Source organism: Gemmatimonadota bacterium (assembly GCA_016719105.1).
Classification (GTDB): Bacteria; Gemmatimonadota; Gemmatimonadetes; order Gemmatimonadales; family Gemmatimonadaceae; genus SCN-70-22.
In genome coordinates this window covers 621,389-643,061 of the sequence record JADKAQ010000046.1, presented here as the reverse complement: position 1 = coordinate 643,061, position 21,673 = coordinate 621,389, and the positions used below count along the sequence as shown (strand labels likewise).

General features: G+C 69.6%; 19 protein-coding genes. 6 read left to right on the top strand and 13 right to left on the bottom strand.

The window, feature by feature from the left end:
- On the bottom strand, positions 1-423 hold the full coding sequence (locus tag IPN47_26760; protein ID MBK9411582.1) for a hypothetical protein: 423 nt from the start codon (positions 421-423) through the stop codon (positions 1-3).
- A 348-nt stretch (positions 424-771) separates the two neighbouring features.
- Here IPN47_26760 and IPN47_26755 point away from each other — a divergent pair, with 348 nt between their 5' ends.
- The 3 genes from IPN47_26755 (at position 772) to IPN47_26745 (ending at position 4,512) form a co-directional block, all read left to right on the top strand.
- Complete coding sequence (locus IPN47_26755; protein ID MBK9411581.1) at positions 772-1,983, top strand: hypothetical protein; 1,212 nt, start codon at positions 772-774, stop codon at positions 1,981-1,983.
- A gap of 91 nt (positions 1,984-2,074) precedes the next feature.
- Positions 2,075-2,662 carry a DUF998 domain-containing protein gene (locus IPN47_26750; GenBank protein ID MBK9411580.1) on the top strand — a complete coding sequence of 196 codons (588 nt, stop codon included), beginning with the start codon at positions 2,075-2,077 and terminating at the stop codon, positions 2,660-2,662.
- Positions 2,663-2,814: 152 nt separating this feature from the next.
- Positions 2,815-4,512: a serine/threonine protein kinase gene (locus tag IPN47_26745; GenBank protein MBK9411579.1), complete on the top strand. Its 1,698-nt coding sequence runs from the start codon at positions 2,815-2,817 to the stop codon at positions 4,510-4,512.
- A gap of 6 nt (positions 4,513-4,518) precedes the next feature.
- Here the strand turns inward: IPN47_26745 and IPN47_26740 are convergent, their stop codons facing one another.
- From IPN47_26740 to IPN47_26730, 3 genes are read right to left on the bottom strand one after another with little or no spacing between them, the layout of a single operon-like run.
- A complete protein-coding gene (locus IPN47_26740; GenBank protein MBK9411578.1) occupies positions 4,519-5,121 on the bottom strand; it encodes a class I SAM-dependent methyltransferase in 603 nt (200 codons plus the stop codon).
- A 6-nt stretch (positions 5,122-5,127) separates the two neighbouring features.
- On the bottom strand, positions 5,128-5,676 hold the full coding sequence (locus tag IPN47_26735; GenBank protein ID MBK9411577.1) for a hypothetical protein: 549 nt from the start codon (positions 5,674-5,676) through the stop codon (positions 5,128-5,130).
- A complete protein-coding gene (locus IPN47_26730; protein ID MBK9411576.1) occupies positions 5,673-8,978 on the bottom strand; it encodes a glycosyl hydrolase in 3,306 nt (1,101 codons plus the stop codon). Before IPN47_26730 ends, IPN47_26735 begins: the two co-directional genes overlap by 4 nt.
- A 270-nt stretch (positions 8,979-9,248) precedes the next feature.
- Here IPN47_26730 and nhaA point away from each other — a divergent pair, with 270 nt between their 5' ends.
- From nhaA to IPN47_26715, 3 genes are all read left to right on the top strand, one after another.
- A complete protein-coding gene (gene nhaA / locus IPN47_26725) occupies positions 9,249-10,682 on the top strand; it encodes a Na+/H+ antiporter NhaA (protein MBK9411575.1) in 1,434 nt (477 codons plus the stop codon).
- A 104-nt stretch (positions 10,683-10,786) separates the two neighbouring features.
- Positions 10,787-12,799: a cation:proton antiporter gene (locus tag IPN47_26720; protein ID MBK9411574.1), complete on the top strand. Its 2,013-nt coding sequence runs from the start codon at positions 10,787-10,789 to the stop codon at positions 12,797-12,799.
- A gap of 64 nt (positions 12,800-12,863) precedes the next feature.
- On the top strand, positions 12,864-13,775 hold the full coding sequence (locus IPN47_26715) for a DMT family transporter (protein ID MBK9411573.1): 912 nt from the start codon (positions 12,864-12,866) through the stop codon (positions 13,773-13,775).
- A 34-nt stretch (positions 13,776-13,809) separates the two neighbouring features.
- Here the strand turns inward: IPN47_26715 and IPN47_26710 are convergent, their stop codons facing one another.
- From IPN47_26710 to IPN47_26670, 9 genes are all read right to left on the bottom strand, one after another.
- The gene (locus tag IPN47_26710; GenBank protein MBK9411572.1) at positions 13,810-15,453 is read right to left on the bottom strand and encodes a M20/M25/M40 family metallo-hydrolase; all 1,644 of its coding nucleotides are present in this window, start codon (positions 15,451-15,453) and stop codon (positions 13,810-13,812) included.
- 111 nt (positions 15,454-15,564) lie between these two features.
- Complete coding sequence (locus IPN47_26705) at positions 15,565-15,912, bottom strand: hypothetical protein (protein MBK9411571.1); 348 nt, start codon at positions 15,910-15,912, stop codon at positions 15,565-15,567.
- Between the two features lie 157 nt (positions 15,913-16,069).
- Complete coding sequence (locus tag IPN47_26700; GenBank protein MBK9411570.1) at positions 16,070-16,993, bottom strand: DUF4097 family beta strand repeat protein; 924 nt, start codon at positions 16,991-16,993, stop codon at positions 16,070-16,072.
- 148 nt (positions 16,994-17,141) lie between these two features.
- Entirely contained in the window at positions 17,142-17,780 is a 639-nt protein-coding gene (locus IPN47_26695; GenBank protein ID MBK9411569.1) for a response regulator transcription factor, read from the bottom strand.
- 13 nt (positions 17,781-17,793) lie between these two features.
- Positions 17,794-18,417, bottom strand: a complete 624-nt coding sequence (locus IPN47_26690) for a trypsin-like peptidase domain-containing protein (protein ID MBK9411568.1) — start codon at positions 18,415-18,417, stop codon at positions 17,794-17,796.
- Positions 18,418-18,430: 13 nt separating this feature from the next.
- On the bottom strand, positions 18,431-19,336 hold the full coding sequence (locus IPN47_26685) for a trypsin-like peptidase domain-containing protein (GenBank protein ID MBK9411567.1): 906 nt from the start codon (positions 19,334-19,336) through the stop codon (positions 18,431-18,433).
- Positions 19,337-19,751: 415 nt separating this feature from the next.
- Positions 19,752-20,234: an Hsp20/alpha crystallin family protein gene (locus IPN47_26680; GenBank protein ID MBK9411566.1), complete on the bottom strand. Its 483-nt coding sequence runs from the start codon at positions 20,232-20,234 to the stop codon at positions 19,752-19,754.
- Positions 20,235-20,399: 165 nt separating this feature from the next.
- A complete protein-coding gene (locus tag IPN47_26675; protein ID MBK9411565.1) occupies positions 20,400-20,750 on the bottom strand; it encodes a hypothetical protein in 351 nt (116 codons plus the stop codon).
- Positions 20,751-21,026: 276 nt separating this feature from the next.
- Complete coding sequence (locus IPN47_26670) at positions 21,027-21,476, bottom strand: hypothetical protein (GenBank protein MBK9411564.1); 450 nt, start codon at positions 21,474-21,476, stop codon at positions 21,027-21,029.
- Positions 21,477-21,673 lie beyond the last annotated feature (197 nt).

Genomic DNA, 21,673 nt, shown 5'->3' with positions numbered 1-21,673 from the left:
CTACGGGTTGCCCCCTCCCTCGTTGTAGCAGGCGAGCGAGTCGGTCGGGAACGAGCGAAAGTGCCAGGTGGCGGGGTCCAGGCGCCAAGCGCTGTGAATCGGCGTCAGGGCCTCGCCGGCCGAGAGCGTAACGCGCGCGACGACGGTGCCGTCGGACGCGTCCGCCGTACCGATGGCGCACGACCCGACCCATCCCTCGCCCGGCCGCGCCGCCTCCACGCGTTGCGCCTGACGGATGCGCCAGCGCGGCCGGTCGCCGTCGTAGCCGTCGAGCGTGTCGGCCAGGAGGTAGTGCTCGCCGCCGATGAGGGCGAGTCGGATCCCGATGTGTCGCTCGAGCGGATACACCCCCCACGAGGAGAGCAGCGCCGAGTCGGGGACGACGTCGGAGAGAAGCCGGCCGATGAGGGAGTCGTCAGGCATGGCAGTGCGCGACGCCGCGGCGGCACTCGGCGCCGGTGCGATCGCTGAGTCTCGCGCGATGTTCGGGACGCGCTCGCCGCAGGCGGCGGCGAGCACGAGTGTGCCAAGCGAGGCGCGCGTGGCGCGCGTCGCTCGCAGGCGCATTCGCCGAAGCAGGCGCGCGCGACGGCCGGAGTGTGCGGGAGCCGCTGCCTGCGTGGCGGGGAGCAAACGCATCATCCCCCGATTCTCCCGCCTCGTCACGCCGGGCGCAAGCGCGCTTTGACAGCCTCTCGCGCGCGCCGTATCGTCGGACCACGGGCGCCCATCGTCGCGGCGTATCCCGGTGACGCATGCGGGGGAGGCTCGATGCGAGGGATCGTCACGCGCGCACGACAGGGGACGTTCGCCGCCCTCTTCGCCACGGTACTCGCGGCCTCGACCCACGAGCAGGCCGTTCCGTTCGCCTGGCGCGACACGGCCGCCGGCGGCTGGCGCGCCCCGGCGGACTCCCTCCCGGCACGGCTGTCCGACGCCGACTTCTGGGAGATGGTGAGCGCGATGTCCGAACCCGGCGGCTTCTTTCGGTCCGACAACCTTGTCTCGAACGAAGTCACCTTCCAGCACGTCATCCCCGAGCTGCAACGAACGCTTGGAGCGGGGGGCGTGTACCTCGGCGTCGGCCCCGACCAGAACTTCACCTACATCGTGGCCCTCAAGCCACGCATGGCCTTCATCGTCGACATCCGGCGCGGCAACCTGCTGCAACACCTGATGTACAAGGCGTTGATCGAACGCTCCACCGATCGCGCCGACTTTCTCTCCCAGCTCTTCTCGCGTCCGCGTCCCGCCGCGGCGACGACCGAGGCGTCGGTGACGGCGCTCTTTGCGGCGTACGACTCCGTCGCGGCCGACACGGCGATGTTCCGCACGACGCTGGAGTCGATCCGGCGGCGCCTGGTCGACGAGCATCGCTTTGCGCTCAGCGCCGACGACCTGTCGGGGATCGAGTACATCCTCTTGTCGTTCTTCGATGCCGGCCCCGCCCTCACCTATTCGTTCGGTCGCGGGACGGGCGGATACGGCATGCGTGGCATGCCCAGCTACGGGGAGCTGATGGTGCAGCGCGACGCCGAGGGGGTCGAGCACGGCTATCTGGCCTCGGAGGGGCACTTCCAGCACCTCAAGCGCATGCAGCACGACAACCTCATCGTGCCGATCGTCGGTGACTTCGGTGGCGACAAGGCGTTGCGGGCGGTTGGGCGCTACCTGCGTGAGCACGGGGCGACGGCGTCGGCGATCTACACCTCGAACGTGGAGCAGTACCTCTTTGGGGGCGCGGATGCCTGGCAGCGGTACTACGCCAACGTCGCGACGCTCCCCACCGACGAGCGCACCACCTTCGTGCGCGCCGTCTTCAACTACGGCTATCGCGACCCCGGGACGCCGCGCGGCCCGCGATCGGTGACCATGCTGTCGTCGGTGCGGGCCCTGCTGGCGTCGGTGGGGGGTGGCGTGGTACAGTCGTACTGGGACGTGGTGCAGCTGTCGCGCGCCCCCGCTACCCCGGCCCCGCGTTAGGGATTCGCCACGCCGCGCGCGGTCGCGCGCGAGGCTGTCGTGGCAGGCATGGTGGTGCTATTCATTGGCGTTGCGTCCGACACTCGATCTCATGCCCACATCCCTGCTCGCCCGACTCACGCTCGCCGCATCGGCAACGGCGATACTCGCCCTGCTCGCGCTGCACGCATTGCGCGCCGACCTGTCGCCGGCCACGCACATGATCAGCGAGTACGCGGTTGGGGCGCACGGATGGGTCATGACGCTCTGCTTCTACGCGTTCGCCCTCGCCTCACTCGCGCTTCTTGGCGCCCTGGCAACACGCGTGCGGGGGGGCGTCGGGTGGCTTGGCCTCGTGTGCCTCCTCGTGACCGCGGCGGGACTGACCATCGGCGGCACGTTCGCGATGGACCCCACCACCAGCGATGCGGCGCTGATGTCCCGCTCCGGCCAGTTGCACGGCCTGGGCTTCATGCTCGGCGTTCCCGGCGAGTTACTGGCGGTGCTGCTGCTGACGTTGCACCTGCGGACGCAGCCCGCGTGGAAGTCGCGACCGCTCGCCGTGCTGGCGGGCGCGGTCTGGCGGAGCGTGGTGGTGATGGTGCCACTGTTGATGAACAATGGGGCGTTCGGGATCCCCAACCGGACCTTCATGCTGTCGTACGGTGCGTGGATGATTGCGGTAGCCATGGGCTTGTAGGCCTTGAGGGGCGCGACCGTCCCGCGCACGACGACGACCGTTACTGCGGCGGCGGTGGTCGCAAGGCGACCGTCCTGCCGACGCACGCTCCCGCCGACGCGCTCGGTCGCGCCGGCTCTCGATGACTCCGCCCGCTCGTTCTCACACTCCTTGTGACGCTGTCCGACCTCACCCAGATCCGCCGCAAGCTGGCCGACCGCTACGACCTCGAGCGCGAGCTGGGGCGTGGCGGGATGGGGGCGGTGTACCTGGCGCGCGACCGGGCACTCGACCGACTGGTGGCGCTCAAGATCCTGCCCGAGGAGTTCGCCGCTGATCCCGCGCTGCACGATCGCTTCCTGCGCGAGATGCGCACCACGGCGTCGTTCTCGCACCCCAACATCGTCCCGGTGCACGCGATCGAGGAGCGCGATGGGGTGATGGCCTTCGCGATGGGATACGTGGAGGGGGAGAGCCTGGCGCAGCGGGTGCACCGTGCCGGCCCGCTCACGGTGCGCGAACTCGTGCGCCTGTTGCAGGACGTTGGCTACGCGCTCGCCTATGCGCATGGGCGTGGGGTGGCGCATCGGGACATCAAGCCCGACAACATCATGATCGAGCGTGCCACGGGGCGCGCCCTGCTCATGGATTTCGGGATCGCCCGCGCCATCACCGAGCCCACCGCCGGCGGCGGGCTCACTCGCGTGGGGGAGGTCGTCGGGACGCCCGAGTACATGAGCCCCGAGCAGGCGTCGGGGGACACGGTCGACGGGCGGAGCGACCTGTATTCGTTAGGGCTGGTGGCCTGGTTCGCGGCCATCGGGCGTCCTGCGGTGACCGGCGAGTCGATCCAGAAGATCCTCGTCAAGCAGCTGACGGAGCCGGTCCCCGCCATCGAGTCGGTGCGTCCCGAGCTCCCCGACCTGCTCTCGGCGGCGATCGACCGGTGTGTGGCGAAGGTGCCGGAGGCGCGCTTCGCGACCGCGGAGGCGCTGGTGGAAGCGGTCGACAACTCGCAGCTGGCGGGGCCGGACATCCCGTTGCCGGTGCGGAGCTTCGTGTCGGAGCTCGAGTTGCTGTCGACGGTCTTCTTCCTCCTCGTGCTCGTGGCGTGGACCGTCTCGCGCGCCATCGCGCGACTCGGCTCGTCGTTCGATGCGCTCGTCCCCGTGGTGGTCCTCGTGGGGATCGGGCTCACGCGCCTGCTGCAGCTCTTCAGCGACGCGCGCCACCTCGCCGAGATGGGCTATGCGCCGGACGACGTGCTCAAGGGGATGCAGGGCGTGTACGACGAGCGGGAAAGCGTGCGCCAGTCGCGGCGTGCCAATCCGCTCACGCAGCGGCGCCGCCGCACGACGGTGCGCATGGCGCTGCTGATGCTCGTGATCGCGGCCGGGCTGATCGGGATCGAGCTGGTGACGCGCCGGAAGCTTGCATCGGGAGCGTACGCGATCCCCGCGTGGGCGCTCGTGCCCCTGTTCACAGGGTTGGCCCTGACGGGGGCCGGCATCGCCCTGCTGGCGCGAACGCCGTTCCGTGCGCCACCGCCCGAGCGCATCTTCCGCCGTGTGTGGATGGGGCCCGTCGGCCGTGCGTTCTTGCGCCTGGCGGCACGTGGCGTCGCATCCTCCGCCGGGGCGCCCCTCACGCCGCTCGGCGCGCTGTCGCGGAGCGCGCTTACGTCTCCGCCAGCCGCAATCACGTCACCGGCGCGCGCGGCGGCGTCCGTCTCGACGCAGTCCCCCGCCACCAGCGCGCACGCGGCGCCTGCCGCGAGCGCCAACAGGGTTGCGCCGGGCCGCGACGAGGTGGCCCAGCTCGAGGCCCGTGTGGCCAAGCTCGAGGAGTGGCGGCGGCAAATCGAGGGGTGACTGCCGTCAGTGCGGCTTCCTCGCCACCACCTGCACCACCGCCGCCAGCCCCTGGTGCAGTACCCCTTCGTTCACCTCGCGCTCGATCTCCTGCGCAATGAGGAGCTCCAGCCCGGCGAGTTCCTGCACCAGTCCATCCCGCGTCATCAGGAGCTCCACGTCGCGCGGCCCGCCGGTGCGGTGCCCGAGCTGGGCGGGGGAATACGCCTCGAGGATGAAGACGCCGCCAGGGGCAAGCGCCCGCACCGCGCGGGCGTGCACATCGGCGCGCAATGCCGGCGGGAGGTGCGCAAAGACCGAGACGATCCCGCTCCACTTGCCTTCCCCCAGGTCGACGTCGGCGAGGTCGCCCTGCACCCACGTCACCTCGACCCCACGCTCAACGCCGAGGTCCTTCGCGCGCGCGATGCCGACGCTCGACTGCTCGATGGCGGTCACGGGGTGCCCCTGCGCCGCCAGCCACAACGCGTTGCGCCCGTAGCCCTCCGCCAGGCACAGCACCGGGCCGGTGGGGATGTGCGGCGCCTGCGCGGCCACGAAATCGTTGGGCTCCGCCCCGTACGGGAGCTCGCCTGCGGAGAATCGTTCGTCCCAGCGGTGGACGTCCATGCGGACCTACCGTGGTGGCGAGAGGAGTTCCGTCACGCGATCGGCAATGCGCCGTTCCAGCGCGCCGCGTGAGGTGCACTGCGAGTACGCGCTCCGGCTCCCCGCGGGGTCGCGTCCGCTGGCCGCGATGGCGACCATCAGGCGTTGCGGCTCACCGGTGGCCGGTTCCAGCCACGCCGAGATCGCGAGGGTGATGCGATAGAAGTCGGCGTTGTTCCCGGAGAAGCCGCGCCCGCAATCGAGGTAGCGCGAGATGGCCACGTCACCGATGCGTCGCGACACGTCGGCGTTGAGGTTGGTGAGGAGCCCGGTCTTGGGGTTGCGCGTCTCGACCGGGAGCTTGAGTTCCTTGAAGGCGGTCTCCAGCGCCGTGAAGATCGAGTCGCGATTGCCGCTGATCTTGTGGGCGAGCCCCATCGTGTCGAGCATGATGGTCCCCTCGATGCCCGGCAGGATGGCGCGCGCCTGCGGCCCCTGCGCGCCGAGGGGGGTTCCCGCGCTTACCGCCAGCCACAACGCGGCGAAGGCGCCGACAACTGCTCCGCGGCCCCTCATCGTGCGGGGATCCGACCGGCGGTGTAGGGCGCCCCGGCCTTCTCCACCTCACGCTCGAGCGCCGGAACGTCGGCCTCCGCGAGCTGGCGCAGCTTCGCGAGTTCAACGGCGTACAGTTCGCTGGCGATGGTGAACTGCTCCTGGTGCGTCCCGGTCGGGCGGCCGAGTGTACGTCCCTGCTCACCGCTGATCCCATTCACCCGCTCGGCGATCGACGCGGGGGTCGCCTCGCTGCGGCTGGCGAGGGCACGGTCGCCCGAGAGTTCGCGCACGATGAGCGCCAGGCGATCCTGCAGCGCGCGCACCTGCTGCCCCAACGCGGCCGGTGCGGCCGGTGTCTGGTCGAGGGCGCGGCGCATCTGGTCGAGCTTCTGTCCCGTGCTGGTGGTGAGTTCGACCGCGCCGGCCACCGAGCGCCGCAGCTCCTGCAACCGCTTCTGGAACGCGCCACGTGCGGCATGGTCGGCGAGCGTGACCGGAGCGCCCGGCTCGGTAATCACGCGGAAAGTGATCGTGCCGCCTAACGAAGTCGTGACGCCCCCCACGCGCTGGGCGAGCGAGACGTTGTAGCGCCCGGGAACGACGTACGGTCCGGAGGGGCCGCTCTCGAACAGTTCCTCCAACGGGTTGGCCGCGCGCGGCAGCGTGTGCGAGGGGAGCTGCAGGTTCCAGGCGACGCGCTGGAGCCCCTTGGCGGACGGCCCCGTGATGGTGCGGATGGGGGTGCCTGACGAGTCGCTGATCGTCAGGAGGATCGACGGCGCCTCTTCGGCGGCCTCGGCCCGCATCTGTTCGGGGGTGGGATACGGGATCGGTTGCCCGGCCTTCTCGGCCGCCTTCTCGGCGTCGAGCCGCTTCTGCTTGAGCGACTTGAGGCCGTCCTTCAGGTAGTACGTGAAGACCGCACCGTACGGCGGGTTGTCGCCGCTGTACAGCATCTCCCCCTGGAAGGCCTTGCCGCGCCCGCCGTACTGCTGCGTGGGGACGAAGAGCAGGGCGTCGCGCACCGGGAAGAGCGTGGCCGCGGCGGCGAGCGTGGCCGGCGTCGTCGTGCGCAGTGCGGTGTAGTCGTCCACGATGTAGATCCCGCGCCCGAACGTCCCGATCACGAGGTCATGCTCGCGCTTCTGGATCGCGAAGTCGCGCACGGCGATGGTGGGGATGCCGCCCAGCTTGAACCAGTGCGAGCCGCCATCGCGCGAGGCGTAGGCGCCGAACTCGGTCCCCACGAAGAGCAGGTTGGGATCGACGAAGTCCTCGGCGAAGGCGTGCGTCGAGCCGCGCGCCGGGAGGTTGCCGTTGATCGACGTCCACGTGCGCCCGCCGTCGGTCGTCTTGATGGCGTATGGCTTGAAGTCGCCGTTCTGGTGGTTCGTGAAGGTGGCGTAGGCGGTGTTGGCGTCGAACTGCGAGGCCTTGATGCGAGACACGTACGCGTTGGACGGGACGCCGGGGAAGCTGTCCATCTTTCGCCAGTTGGTGCCCCCGTCCTCGCTCACCTGAATGAGCCCATCGTCGGTCCCCACCCAGAGCATCCCTTCCTTCTTTGGGCTCTCGGCGACGGCGCTGATGTTGGAGTACAGCGCGGTGGAGGTGTTCTTGGCGACGGCGTCGGGGCCCCACACCTTCCCCATCACCGGCAGCGTATTGCGTTGCACCTGCCGAGTGAGGTCGGGGGAGATCCGCTTCCAGCTGTCGCCGCGATCGTCGGAGCGGTAGAGGAACTGGGCGGCCATGTACAGCCGCTTGCTGCTGAACGGCGAGATGATGAAGGGGGCGTCCCAGTTCCAGCGGAGCGGGACGTCGCCCTTGGCTTCCTGCGGCTGGATGCCGACGCGCTCGTGCGTGCGCTTGTCGAAGCGCACGATGACGCCGTGCTGCAGCTCGGAATAGATGATGTTCGGGTCCTCGGGGTCGATGCGTGAGACGAAGCCGTCGCCTCCCATCGTCACGAAGACATCGGAATTCATGATGCCGTGGTCGCTCTTGGTGCGCGACGGCATGCCGATCGAGTTGTTGTCCTGCAGGCCGCCGTAGACGTTGTAGAACGGGGCGGCGTTGTCGACGTCGACGTCGTAGTACTGGGCGAGCGGGAGGTTCTCGAAGAAGACCCACGTCTCGCCGCGGTCGTACGTGCGATAGAGCCCACCATCGTTGCCGATGAGGTAGTGATTGGGATTCGTCGGATCGATCCAGATGATGTGATTGTCGACGTGCATCCCGCGCGTCCCGAGGGGGCGCATGGTGCGCCCGCCGTCATCGCTCACCTGGAAGAGGACGTCCGGGACATAGATGCGATCGAACTGCGTGGGGTCGGCGAAGATGTCGCCATAGTACATCGACCCCTGGGTGTAGTCCGACATCTTCTGCCACGTGACGCCGTTGTCGCTGGAGCGATAGATGCCACCGCGGCGATTGGCTGCTTCGACGTTGGCGTAGACCACGTCCGGGTTCTGCGGCGAGATGGCGAGCCCGATGCGCCCCAGTTCCTCGCTGGGGAGTCCCGTGTTCACCTTGGTCCAGGTCTTTCCGCCGTCGGTGCTGCGATGGATGGCGCTCTCGGGGCCGCCGTTGATGAGCGTGAAGAAGTGGCGCCGGCGCTGATACGACGAGGCGATGATGACGTTGGGGTAACGCGGATCGACGACGACATCGCTGACGCCGGTGTTCTCGGAGATGGCGAGCACCTGGGTCCACGACGTGCCGCCATCGGTGGTCTTGTAGAGCCCCCGCTCGCCGCCGGCGCTCCAGAGCGGTCCCTGCGCCGCGACGTAGACCACGTCGCTGTTGGTGGGGTCGACGACGATGCGCCCGATGTGCTCCGATAGCTTGAGGCCGACGTTCTTCCATGAGCGGCCGCCATCTTCGGACTTGTAGACGCCGTCGCCGTAGGCCACGGAGCGCTGCGAGTTGCGCTCGCCGGTCCCGACCCAGATGACGTTCGGATGTTTCGGGTCGAGGGTGATCCACCCGATGGAGTACGAACCCTCGCGATCGAAGACCGGCTGCCAGGCGGCGCCCCCACTCGTGGTCTTCCACAGTCCGCCCGACGCCGTGCCGGCGTAGATGATGCCGGGGTTGCTGGGGTGGACCGCCACCGTCATCACACGCCCCGAGGTCATCGCTGGCCCGATTGAGCGGGCGCGAAGTGCGCCGAATGCCTCGCTGGTGTACGGCGACGATGGCCGGGCGCTATCGCTGGCGACGCCGCGCGCCGGCCGCGCCGCGCGCTGGGCCTGCAGGGAGGTGCCTAACGCGCCGAGGGCGCAGACGGTGGCAACGAGGCGAACGTGGGAACGCACGGGCGGCTCCGGGGTGTTGACGAGATGGGGGGATGGCGCGCGTGCTGCGCCTGTGAGCCCGTGCCACGCGTTTGTGCGCGGCACGGCCGTCCTGAACGCCCCGGCTGCAGGGGCGCAGACATTCTGGCGCGCGTCGCGGGACCACGCCAGCGCGATCCCCCCGACCTGCGTGGGGAAGTCCGCCGCCCCGCCGTACACCCGGCGCTCCACCGGGCCGTTATCGTTCACAAGCACGAGCGCGTCGCTATTCGTCCGCGGTCATCCCCCTCGATGCCATCAGCCACTGCGACTCCTCCCGCCCGTCCAGGCACGGCTCGCCGGCGCATCGTCGGGCGGGTGCTGCAGCCGTTTCAGGAGTTTGCCAGGATCGGCTCCCTGGGCGGCGTCGTCCTCCTCATCACGACGGCGATTGCCCTGGTCTGGTCCAATAGCGCGTGGGGCGACTCGTATTTCCACCTGTGGGAGACCCCGATCGCCATCGGTGGGGCCGGTGCGCCGCTCACGATGTCGCTCCATCATTGGATCAACGATGCCCTGATGGTCGTCTTCTTCCTCCTGGTGGGGTTGGAGATCAAGCGAGAAGTGCTCGTTGGTGAGCTCGCCTCGCCCAAGCAGGCGGCGCTCCCGATCGTGGCAGCGCTTGGAGGCATGGTCGTCCCGGCGCTGCTCTATGCGCTGGTGAACCGCAGCGGTCCCGGGAGCGTGGGGTGGGGCGTCCCGATGGCCACCGACATCGCCTTCGCCCTTGGCATCCTAGCGCTCCTGGGGGCGCGTGTCCCCCTCGGCCTCAAGGTCTTCCTCGCGGCGCTGGCCATCGTCGACGACCTCGGGGCTGTGCTGGTGATCGCCTTCTTCTACACGGCGAACCTCGTGTGGGGGGCGCTGGCGGGCGCCGCGCTGTGCATGGCGATCCTCGTCGCGCTCAACGTGCGGCGCGTTGGCGCGCTCACGCCGTACCTCGTGGTTGGGCTGGTGCTCTGGTACTGCATCCTGCTCTCCGGGATTCACTCCACCGTTGCCGGCGTGATCCTCGCGCTGACCATTCCGACCGACTCGCGCATCAACGCCGAGGAGTTCTCCTCGCGTGCGCGCGCCCTGCTCGATGAATTCGACCGCACCGAGACGGGTGACCTGCTGGTCATCACCAGCAAGGGGCAACAGGAGGCGTTGAACGGGTTGGACGTCGCGGTGAGTGCGGTGAATGCCCCGCTGCTCAAGCTCGAGCACTCGCTCCACGCCCTGGTGAGCTTCGGCGTCATGCCACTCTTCGCGTTGTCCAACGCCGGTGTGCGGCTGTCGGGCATCGGCGAGGCGCTGGCCAGCCCGGTGTCGCTGGGCGTGGCGCTCGGCCTCGTGGTGGGCAAGATGCTCGGCATCACGGCGTTCAGCGCAGCGGCGGTGCGCCTCGGACTCGCGGCACTCCCCAGCGGAGTGACGTGGCGAGCGCTTCATGGCGCGGCCTGGCTGGGCGGCATCGGCTTCACGATGTCGCTCTTCATCGCCGGCCTCGCCTTTGGCGACTCGCCGCTTCTCGACGCGGCCAAGATTGCGGTCCTCGGTGCTTCGACGGTCGCGGGGCTCATCGGCTTTGTCATCCTGCGTCAATCACCGGCGGTGACCGCGGAGCAGGGAGTGCCTGACGAGGGGCAGCGGAACGGCGCCGAGCGCAGCACGGACGACGGGGCGAGGGCGGTCGGCAGTTAGCGGCGCGCCGCACCGCGCTTGTCGCCATGGAGCGTCGAGGCGCCGCTGCCCTGATTTGCTCCCTCATCTCGACAAACCCTCCCACGCCGCGAGAGCTTTCGCGCATGCACGGCATCCCCCTCCTGCGCGACCTCGTCATCCTGGTGGCGATCGCGGTTCCCGTGGTCGTTCTCGCCTACCGGCTGCGCATTCCCAGCGTGGTCGGCTTCCTGGTGAGCGGCATCGCGATCGGCCCCACCGCGCTGGGGTTGGTGCGCGAGGTGGAGTCGGTCCAGACGCTGGCCGAGATCGGCGTCGTGCTCCTGCTCTTCGCCGTCGGGCTCGAGCTCTCGCTCTCCCGGATCGTGAAGATGGGGCGGCTGGTGATGGTGGGCGGCGCATTGCAGCTGGTGGGGACCATGCTCGCCGTCACCGCCGTGGTCCTGGCGCTCGGCGAGGACTGGCGCCAGGGGGCGCTCTTCGGGGCGCTCATCGCCCTCTCGTCCACCGCCATCATCCTCAAGGTCTACGCCGACCGGGGTGAGCTCGACGCGCCGTACGGCCGCGTGGTCGTCGCGATCCTCCTGTTCCAGGATCTGTGCGTCGTCCCGCTGATGCTCTTCCTCCCGCTGCTCGGCGGGAGCGGCGCCGACGTGCTCTCGATCGCGAGGAGCGTGGGGGTCGCGATCCTCGTCACGGCCACGATGCTCCTCGTGGGACGCTGGGCCGTGCCGCGCGTGCTCGCGCGCATCGCCGAGATGCGCAACCAGGAGATCTTTACCCTCGTGGTGGTCGCCATCGGCCTCGGCGCGGCCTTCGTGACCTCGTCGTTCGGGTTGTCGCTCGCCCTGGGCTCGTTCCTCGCGGGGCTCATCATCTCCGAGTCGGAGTACGGGTTGCAGGCGCTCTCCGACGTGCTGCCGTTCCGCGACACCTTCAGCGGGATCTTCTTCATCTCGGTGGGGATGCTGCTCGACGTGCGCTATGTGGCGACCCACGCGCTGCAGGTCCTGGCGGTGGCGCTGGGGATCATCGTCCTCAAGACGCTCATCGCCTGGGTCGTCGTCCGCTTCGTGCGTCGCTCGATGCGCGTGGGGTTGGTGGCCGGGATCGGGCTGGCGCAGGTGGGAGAGTTCTCCTTCGTCCTCGCGTCGAGCGCCATCGCGTTAGGCATCATGGACCAGCCGCACTACCAGCTGTTCCTTGGCGCGGCCGTTGTCACGATGCTCGTGGCCCCGTTCGCCGTGGGGGCTGCCCCCGAGATTGCCGACAAGGTCTTCACGCTGCGCGCGATGCCGACGATGGAGTTCGCCACGCGCGAGGTGCGGGCCGCGGGGCCGGCGACCGACCACGTGATCATCGTCGGCTATGGCCTCAACGGGCGCAACCTGGCGCGGGCGCTGCGCCGGGCCCGCATTCCGTACGTCATCCTCGACTCCAACGGGGCACTCGTCAGGCAGGCGCGGCTCGCCCGCGAACCGATCTTCTTCGGCGACGGGACGCGCGCCGAGGTGCTCGACCGGGTGGGGCTCAAGCGCGCGCGGGTGATTGTCTTCGCCATCGCCTCGGTGGGTGACGAACGCCGCGCCGTGGTGGTCGCGCGGCACCACAATCCCACCGTCCACATCGTCACGCGCACGCGCTACGTCTCCGAGATCACCGAGCTGCAACGCCTTGGGGCCAACGAAGTCGTGCCGGAGGAGTTCGAGACCTCGCTCGAGATCTTTGCCCGCGTGCTGCGTCGCTTCGACATCCCGGCGTCGCGCATTCGCGAAGCCGCCGACGAGGCGCGCCGCGACCACTACGAGGTGCTGCGCGAGCGCGGAGCCATCATTGCCCCCATGGACGAGGTGCTGTCGCGCATCGGGGCGCGGCTCGACCTCGAGGTCGTCGTGGCGCGCGCCGGAGGCGAGGCCATCGGCCACACGGCGCGCGAGCTGAAGCTGCGATCGCGCACGGGCGCCATCGCCGCTGCCGTGCTGCGACATGGCGAGGGGGTCTTCCAGCCCATCGGTGACATCGTCATCGAGGATGGCGACGAGGTGGTGCTGGTCGGCGATTCGCGCGCCCTCGCTGAGGCGACGCCGATCTTCCGCCCGGTGACGCGCATGATGACGGCGATGCACGCGATTCCCTAGCGGTCGACCAGCGGTGCACTGGCCTGTAGCTTCCCAGTCGATGTCAGGCCCCTCGAGTTCCGCTGTGCCTCCAAGCATTCCCGTCGCCCGCAGCAGCGTCCTGTCGCCGGGGATCCGGGCGATGGCCATCGGCGCTTGGTGGTTCGCGGTGATGGGGCTGTTCGTGAAGCTGGCGGGACGGCGCCTTCCGTCGTCGCAGGTGGTCCTCGTGCGCGCGGCGCTCACGCTGGCGATGAGCTGGTGGGCGGTGCGCCAGGCTGGGCTCCCCTCCATCTGGGGGACCCATCGCCGCCTTCTCCTTGTGCGCGGCACCCTTGGCGCCATCGGGATCAACTGCTTCTACTGGTCGCTCGTGCACCTCCCACTCGGCGAGGCGACGCTCATCCAGTACACCAACCCCATCTTCGCCACGATCCTGGCGGCGCTGTGGGTGGGGGAACGTGTCCGGCCAGGTGAGCTGGCCTGCCTGGCCATGGCGATGGTCGGCGTGATTCTCATCACGCGCCCGGGCTTCCTCTTCGGAAGCGCCGCCTCGGTCTACGACACGCGAGACATCGCCATCGCCCTCTTCGGCGCCGTGTGCTCGGGGGCCGCCTACGCCGCGGTACGCAAGATGGGGAACCGCGAGCACCCCGCCGTCGTCGTCTTCTACCTTCCGCTCGTCACCTTTCCCATCGCCATCCCCTTCGCTTCCTCCAACTGGCTCGTGCCGACGCCGGCGGAGTGGGCGATCCTGCTCGGCGTGGGAGTGGCGACCCAGTTGGCGCAGGTCTACATGACGCGCGGGCTGCAGGCCGAGACGGCGGTGCGTGCCACGACGACGGGCTACCTGCAGATCGTCTTCGCCGGGTTGTGGGGGGCGCTGCTGCTGCATGAGCGACCGTCGGCGTGGACGCTCGTCGGGGCGGCGGTGATCGTGGGCAGTGCACTCGTCCTGGCCTTCGGGAAGGCGCACGCCGACGTCGGCGACGAGTAGCGCGCGCCTGCCTAACGGCGAACCGCTCGACGCGTCACGGCACCGGCGGCCCTCCCCACTCCTTCCCCAGCCGCGCCATCAACCCCGCGTACATCTCGATCGCGTTCCACAGGTTCTGCACGCGCAGGTTCTCGTTGGCGGCGTGCTGGTTGTTGTCGGCGTTGGCGATGGGGAGCGTGACCACCGGGACACCGAGCACTTCGGTGAAGAGGTAGCTTGGCCCCGACCCGCCGAGCGTCGGGACGAGGAGCGGCGGCGTGCGGGCTCCGTCGGACACCGCGGTGACCAGCGCGCGCGAGAACGGGTCGTCCATGTGCGCGCGCTGCGCGGGGTAGCCGCTTTCCCACTGCAGTCGGGCGATGCGCGGGTGCGTGAGACGTTCGCTGGTGGATGGGGTGTCGCTCACGATGTGCCACCCCTTGGTCCGCAGGTGCTTCTCGACCAGTTCGCGGACGCGCGCCGGCGTCTGGTTGGGGACGAGGCGGAAGTCGAACGAGGCGAAGGCCTCGGTGGAGATCGTGTTGGAGCCGAGTTCCTGCACCCCGCCCACGCGCAGGCCGCGCAGGTTGAGTGCGGGGCGCATGATGCGCTCGGCGAGCAGGGCGTTGTTCCCTTCCGTCCTGGCCAGCCCTAACGAGCGGCGCAACGTCGTGTCCACCAGCGGGAGCCCCGCGACTGCCTCGCGTTCGGCGGCGCTGAGCGGGCGCACGTCGGCGTAGAAGCCGGGGATGAGGATCTCGCCGTCGTCGCTGCGCAGGCTGGCCACGAGGTGCGCGAGCAGCATCCCGGGGTTCGGCGCCCAGTTGCCGTAGTGCCCGCTGTGCAGCGGGCGCGTGGGGCCGTAGACCGTCACCTCGAGCCCTGTCACCCCGCGCAGCCCAAAGACGAGTTGCTGGTCCCCGCCCTGGTGCACCGGGCCGTCGCAGAAGAGCCAGGCGTCGCCCTTGAGCAACGTCTTGTACTTCTCGAGGATCGCCTTGAGATGCCCCGATCCCGCTTCCTCTTCCCCCTCGAAGAAGAACTTGATGTTGAGCGAGGCGCCGGCACCGCGCGCGCGGAGTGCGTCGAGGGCGGTGAGCATCGCGATGATCGATCCCTTGTCGTCGCTCGCGGAGCGCGCGTAGATGCGCGACTCGCCGTCGGCGCGTTGCCCATCGGCGGGAAAGGGGATCTCGCGCCCGCCCTGGTACAGCGCCTTGTCGCGCAGCACCGGCGTGAACGGCCCGCCCCCCACCCACTGCTTCGGGTCGACCGGCTGCCCGTCATAATGGGCATACAGCACGACCGTGCGTGTGGCGCCCGGGACCAGGAGCTCGCCGTACACCGACGGCGGCCCACCAGGAACCTCGAGGAGCTGCGTGTTGGTGGCGCCGCGCTTGCGCAGCAGCTCCAGCAGGAGCGCGGCGTTGCGACGGATGTTGACGCTGTCGCTGGCGACGTTAGGCAGCGACAGGAGCGTGGTGAACTCGCGCAGGATCGCCGCTTCGTTGGCTTCGCGATACGCGCGCGCCGCCTCGCGGGCGGCGCGGCCGGAGAGCTCCTGCGCCGTGGCCGCCGTTGCGGCCGTCGACAGGAATGCCAGGGAGGCGAGGAGCGCCACGACGACGCGGCGCGTGCGATGCGCCCGCGGTGTCGTGGCCATCAGCGGCGAGGTCGTCGTCGCGCGCGGCAGGTGCATGGTCGTGCGTCCAATGAAAAGGCCGCCCGAAGCTGCCTGGGCGGCCGAAGCAATGGAAGGGGCGTGGTCGAACGGTGCGATCGCGATGCCGAGTGGTGCGTCGCGCGTGTCCTACGGATGCGTCTCGTTCGGCACCAGGAGGTCGTGCGGGAGCGCGCGCGCGAGGCGTACCCCCATCACGCTCGAGCGCAGGTCGCGCCAATACGGACTCTCGAAGCGCACGATCTCGCCCGGCGATTCCCACTGGCCATCGGCCCAGTGCAGCGAGACGATCACTTCCTGTCCCACGCAGGCATCCAGCGCCGACGGGACCTCCATCAGGAGTCCGTGATCGCTGACGTTGATCGTCTCCGACTTGGAGCTGATGAAATGGTGATCCGAATCGACGTCCTTGAGGCGGACTTCGACGTGACGCTCGATGCGCGTCTGGAACGGGCGTGTCGGCGTAAGACTGGGCACACGATTCTCCATGGGGACACCTCTCCCCACAGTATCGGCGCAACGTCGACTCGCTGAACCGAGCGGGACCGCCGTGCGTCGTCCCTCCCTGCGACGCGGGGGCCCCGCAACCTGCGGCGCCCCCACGATCACCACGAATGAGACAGCTCCAACGAGCCTACGCGCGCTTCCGGATCTCCATCGATCCGTTGCCGGTCGACATGCGGAGGCGGCGCCCGCCATTCCCGATCGTCCCGCGCAGCCGCGATGGGGTGAGCTTCCCACGGATGGTGATGGGGAAGTCGGTCGTGATGCGCCCATTGCCGCTGTTCGCCTCGACCTCGGCCGAGAAGTCGGCGGGGACGACGACCTCGACGCGGCCGTTGCCCGAGGAGAATTCCATGTCCTCGCTCCCGGTGAGCTGGTCCATCGAGACGCGGATGTCGCCGTTGCCCGACGAGGCGTTGACCGGCCCGTTGACCGTCCCGATGGTCACGTCGCCATTTCCGGACCGTGCGTCGACCGGGCCGCCGGCCTTGTCCACCGAGACCTCGCCGTTGCCTGACGAGGCGTCGACGCGACCGCTGACCCCGGAGACCCTGACTCGCCCATTCCCGCTGGAGACCCGCGCCTCGGCCAGGTTCGCGTTCACCGAGATGTCGCCGTTGCCACTCGTGGTGCGCAGGCGCGCGCCGCGCGGCAGCCGGACCGTCATCGTCAGGCGCAACGACTCCCGCCGACCCCAGTTCCAGCGCCGGTTGCTACGGCCGTTGAAGCCGTCGGCGTCGCAGGCGTCGTCATCCGAGTACACCGCGCAGATGGTGACGTCGTTGCCGTCGCGTCGCACGGTGAAGCCCACGTCCTCCAGTCGGCCGCGGCGCTCGTCCTTCTCGGCGCGGAAGTCGACCGTCTCCCCCGTCCCCTCGGTAATGGTGATGTCGCCCACGCGGGCGTAGAGGCGGATGGTGCCGCCGCTGCCCAGGCGTTCGCTGACGGAGAAGACGCGCTCCTTGACCCCTTGCAGCTGCTGGGCCGAGAGGAGCGCCGGAGCGATGGCGATGGTGACAGCGGCGAACGCGAGGTGCGGGAGTGGGCGGCGCATGGCGGGGAGGCTGAAAGGGTTCACTCCCTCAGACATCGGGCACCGCCGTGGGGTTTGTAGCGACCGCCCATCGGGTGTGCCTCGCCCTCGGCGCTGCCAGGACGCTCGGCCCGGGTCGTGCCCCGGTCGTGCCCCGGCGCGCTGTCGGCTAGAGCAGGAGCAACCCGCTCCGTGCCCCGATGGCGACCGCTTCGGCCCGGGTGTCGGCGCCCAGCTTCTGGAAGATCGATGCGACGTGCGTCTTGACCGTGTGCTCGGAGATCCCCAGTCGGGCGGCGACGATCTTGTTGCCCAGCCCTTCGGCGAGCAGGGCGAGGATCTCCCGTTCGCGAGGCGAGAGGGGGGCCGACGCGATCGCGTTCGTGAGTCGCGGCGCCGAGCGGGCGGGGGAGCTGGTGAGGGCGCTGGCCACGGTGGCCGGCACGACTGCGAGCCCCGCGTGCACCGCCTCGATTGCGGCGAGGATCTCGCGCCCCTCGGCGTCGCGCGGAAGCACGGCGCGGGCCCCGCGCCGTACCCAGTCGCCCACCTCGTGCGCGTCGGCATCGACCAGGAGGAGCCAGCGGTGCCCCGACGCATCACTATCGATGGCGCTCGGGAGGGCGAAACGATCGGGCCGGTCGACCACCGCGACGACGACCTCGACGTCGGCCCCCTCGAGCGTTTCGGCGATGTCGTCGAGGTGCACGATGCGTTCGACCACGGTGAAGGCGCCATCGCGCATCACCAGGGCCTCGAGTCCGGCCAGAAGCATCGCCGACGGGGCGGCGAGGGCGAGTCGGATCACCCGGGGCGCCCCGTCAGGCGGCGAGCGGGGTGGTGTACGACACGGCGCCGCTGCGCGCCGCGTCGCGCAGGAAGGCGCGCACCACCGTGCTGGGGATGGCGACGCCGAGCCCGCCGACAATCATCGCATTGATCCCCACCACGCGCCCTGACGTGTCGACCAGTGGTCCCCCCGAGTTGCCCGGGGCCAGCCTAACGTCGGCGGCGATGTAGCGCGGCATTCCGCGCGTCGTGGTGACGGCGTGCACGACGCCGAGCGTGAGCGCGTGCGCCACGCCTAACGGGTGACCGAGCGCGAGCACGAGCGAACCGGCGCGCAACGACTCGGCGTCGCCGACCGGGGCGGCGACCAGTCCGGCGGCGTCGATGCTGATGAGCGCCAGATCGCGGCGCGCATCGTGGGCGACGACGCGTCCCTCGAACTCCCCGGCCCCGCCTACCGAGAGGACCGGGCGGGGGTCACGCACCACGTGGGCGTTGGTCACGACGAGGCCGTCCGGATGCCAGACGACACCCGACCCCAACGCCGTGCCGTTGCGGCTGGCGATTTGCACGGTGTAGCCGCGCACCAGCGCCGCCAGCCCGTCGAGTTCGAGCTCCGCCGCGAGGGCGGGGGAGAGAAACGATGTTGAATCCATGTCATCCCTCGCGTCAGCGATCGCTACGCGTCTGACGTTCACCCACGGTGACGGCGATGTCCTGCGGGGCGCCGCCGCGCAGCACGCGCAGCGTCACCGACGTGCCGACGCGGTCGCCCGTCAGGGCGGCGAGCAGCTCGGACGGATCGGCCACCGCCTCCCCTGCACAGGCAACCACCACGTCGCCCAGGGAGATCCCGGCGGCGTGCGCCGGTGCCCCTTCCTCGATCGACACGACCATGAGCCCCACCTCGCGGGGCAGGGCGTGCGCCGCAACGACGCCGGCGGGCAGTCGTACCGGCTGCACCCCTAACCCGATGTAGCCGCGCCGCACGCGTCCCGACGTCAGCAGCTGCTCGGCGACACGCTCGACGGTGGCCAGCGGGATCGTCATGGCCGAGGCGCGCGCGAGTCCCGAGGAGTTGAGCCCGAGCATTCGCCCGCTGGCATCGATCGCCGCGCCGCCCGAGAAGCCGTCGTAGATGGCGAGGTCGAGGCGGATGAACTGGTCGATGCGTCCACCGTGCCAGGTGCGCCACTCGCCGCCGGTGGCGCTGACGACGCCAAGCGCCGCGGTGACCGCGGGGCCGGGCATGCCTAACGCCAGCACGAGCTGGCCGACGCGAGCGGCGCCGGTGGCCGCACGCTCGATGGGGACGCCGACCTCGCTGTTGAGTCGCAGGACGGCGATGTCGGTGGTGGGGTCGCGCCCGGCGAGCGTCGCGCCGACGGAGGTCCCGTCGGCGAGTGTGACCGTGATCCGCTCCTCTCGCTGGATGGTGTGGTGCGCCGTGACGACGATCCCCGGGCGCCAGATGACGCCGGTCGACGGAATGCGCCGGCGGGCGTGGATCGCGACGAGGGAGTGGGACGCCTTGGCGACGGCAGCGGCGAGGTCGTCAGAGAGCGACTGGAGCACGGAGGGGGTCGTGGGAGCGGGTGTTGATGCGGGAGTTGATGCGGGATTTGAAGCGGACATGGCACGGCCTCACAGGAGATGCGGCGCGGGGGAGCGCGAGGTGACAGGGCGCAATGTGCCGGCGTGCGGTGGGAGCGCCTATCGGCCGTTCGAGCGGGTGGGGGATCGGGCGTTCGCGGGAGCCGAGCGTCGGTAGAGTCGGTGGGATTCCGGCGGCGGCGTGGGGGGCCCCCCCCAAAAACAACGCTACCCCCCGCCCCGCTCACCTCCGTCATCCATTCATTCCCCTCCGTACCGCCAGCACGCATCCTCCCGGCGTCCCGAACGGAAAAGCCGGCTCCATCCCTCGGAGCCGGCTTCCACTCCCCTGCTGTACGTACTCCTGATTGCCGGGATCGCTCCCGGCGCGCGCGACTCAGCCCTCGACCTGCTTCGTCTCGCTCGCGGTGCGGATCTGGATCTTGCGCGGCTTGGCCGCCTCGGACTTGGGGATGCGGATCGTCAGCACCCCGGCGTCGAACGTCGCCGAGATGTTGTCGCCAGCCACGTGCTGCGGAAAGCGCAATGACCGCGTGAACGTCCCCCAGTCGCGCTCGGCGAAGAAGACGCGCACCTCCCCCTTCTCCGGAGCACGGATGCTGCGTTCCCGCTCGCCACGAATGCTGAGCGTGTTCTTCTCGAAGCCGATGTCGACCGACTCGGCCTTCACGCCGGGAAGGTCCAGCTGCACCAGGTACTCACCCTCGGTCTCCCAGGCGTCGAGCTCGGGAACCCAGCTGGGCTGGGCGGCCGTCTTTCCAAGCGCGTCGGGCGACCCGTTCACGAACGCCTGATCCATGGCCCGGCTGAGGGTAACCATGCGGTCGAGCATCGTGTTGAGCGGCGTGATGGTAACCATACGACTACCTCCTGTGGGTTTGGGTGTTGCGAGATGGACTCGCACGCCACGCGGAGGAGGCATCGTGCATGCCGACCAGAACTTGCCAAAGTGAAAGCGGAGTGGGACTCGAGCCTGCGCGACCGGCAGACTGGCTGCCAGAGTGGCAAAGGGCCAAGCGACGGATCAGAGAAGTCGCACCGGCCCGGTGATCTTGATGACGACCAGTCCGCACGGGATTCGGCGGCTCCCGAGCCGTGCCTCCACAACGTCCGGTCCGTTTTCGTCCGCGACGTCCACCTCGATTCGCTGGCGATGCACGTTCACCCCCACCCCCACCACCGCGGGTCCCCCGATCACGAACGTCGCAACGTAGTCGTTCCAGTCGATCAGCTGCGCCATGCTCCATGACACCCGCTCCGCCCTCGCCGTCGCAAGCTCGCGCAGGATTCCCGCCTTCTCCACTGGCGATCGCCCAGCCGTGAACGGCTCGCGCAATGCTGCCCGGATTGTGTCTGCCTTCGTCGTGTCCACCATCCGAACGACGAATCGTCCCGTCGAATCCCGATCGATACTCGCGAAGCCGCCCGGGACCGTCCGACTGATGCGCACGAACGCGTCCTGGTTCGAGCGGCGGCGGAATAACGGTGCGATGGAGTCAGTCGGGACCGGCCGTGCAATCGCGTCGCAACTCCGAAGGGGGCGGAGCGGAGGGATCGGCGCCGCCTGCACGTGCTGTCGCCTGCACCCGGCCAGCGCCGTGAGGAAGAGGAGGCATATCGCCCGTGAAGCCGCTCGCCGCACGCGCACCTTCTAGAAGGAAAGCGTCTGCATGCGCGCATCGTCCCGCACGAAGTACAGCGAGTGACGACCCTCGCCCGGCATCTTGAGCAGCGTCACCACGTTGCGCTGGTCGGTGAAGTGCTCGAACAGGAGCCCCACGCGCGTCGTGAACGTCGTAACCGTCGACGGTGAGGGGAGTTCGATCAGGTACCACCACATGTCCTGATCGGTGACCTCCGCGTCCTTCCCCGACTGCAGCACCCGCCCGGTGAGTCGCTTTCCGTTGGCCGTGACCGGGACCTCGGCGTTGAAGTAGGCGGCGAAGACCGAGTCCGCCCCCGGCGTCGACACCTTGAACGCCGGATTCTTCGTGTACACGGCGAGCGCCTTCTCCAGGTCGTCGCGGAACAGGCGCACCCGCCACAGCACGCTCGCCCCGTCCACCACCACCCGCGAATAGGTCAGGTGGATGTCGTGCACCGCCGCGCCTCTTGGGGCGGAGCGATGCGGCACTGGTACGATCGCCAAGGCAGGCGTTGGGCGCACACCAGCGACAAGGAGCGCGACGGCGACACCGAGCCCACAAAGGCGCCCGACCCTCCCCCGGCGCGCTGGCGGCAATGCCGTGATTGCAGCGGCGCTGCGCGCGCGGCTAGGATTGGCGACGAAGGTCACGT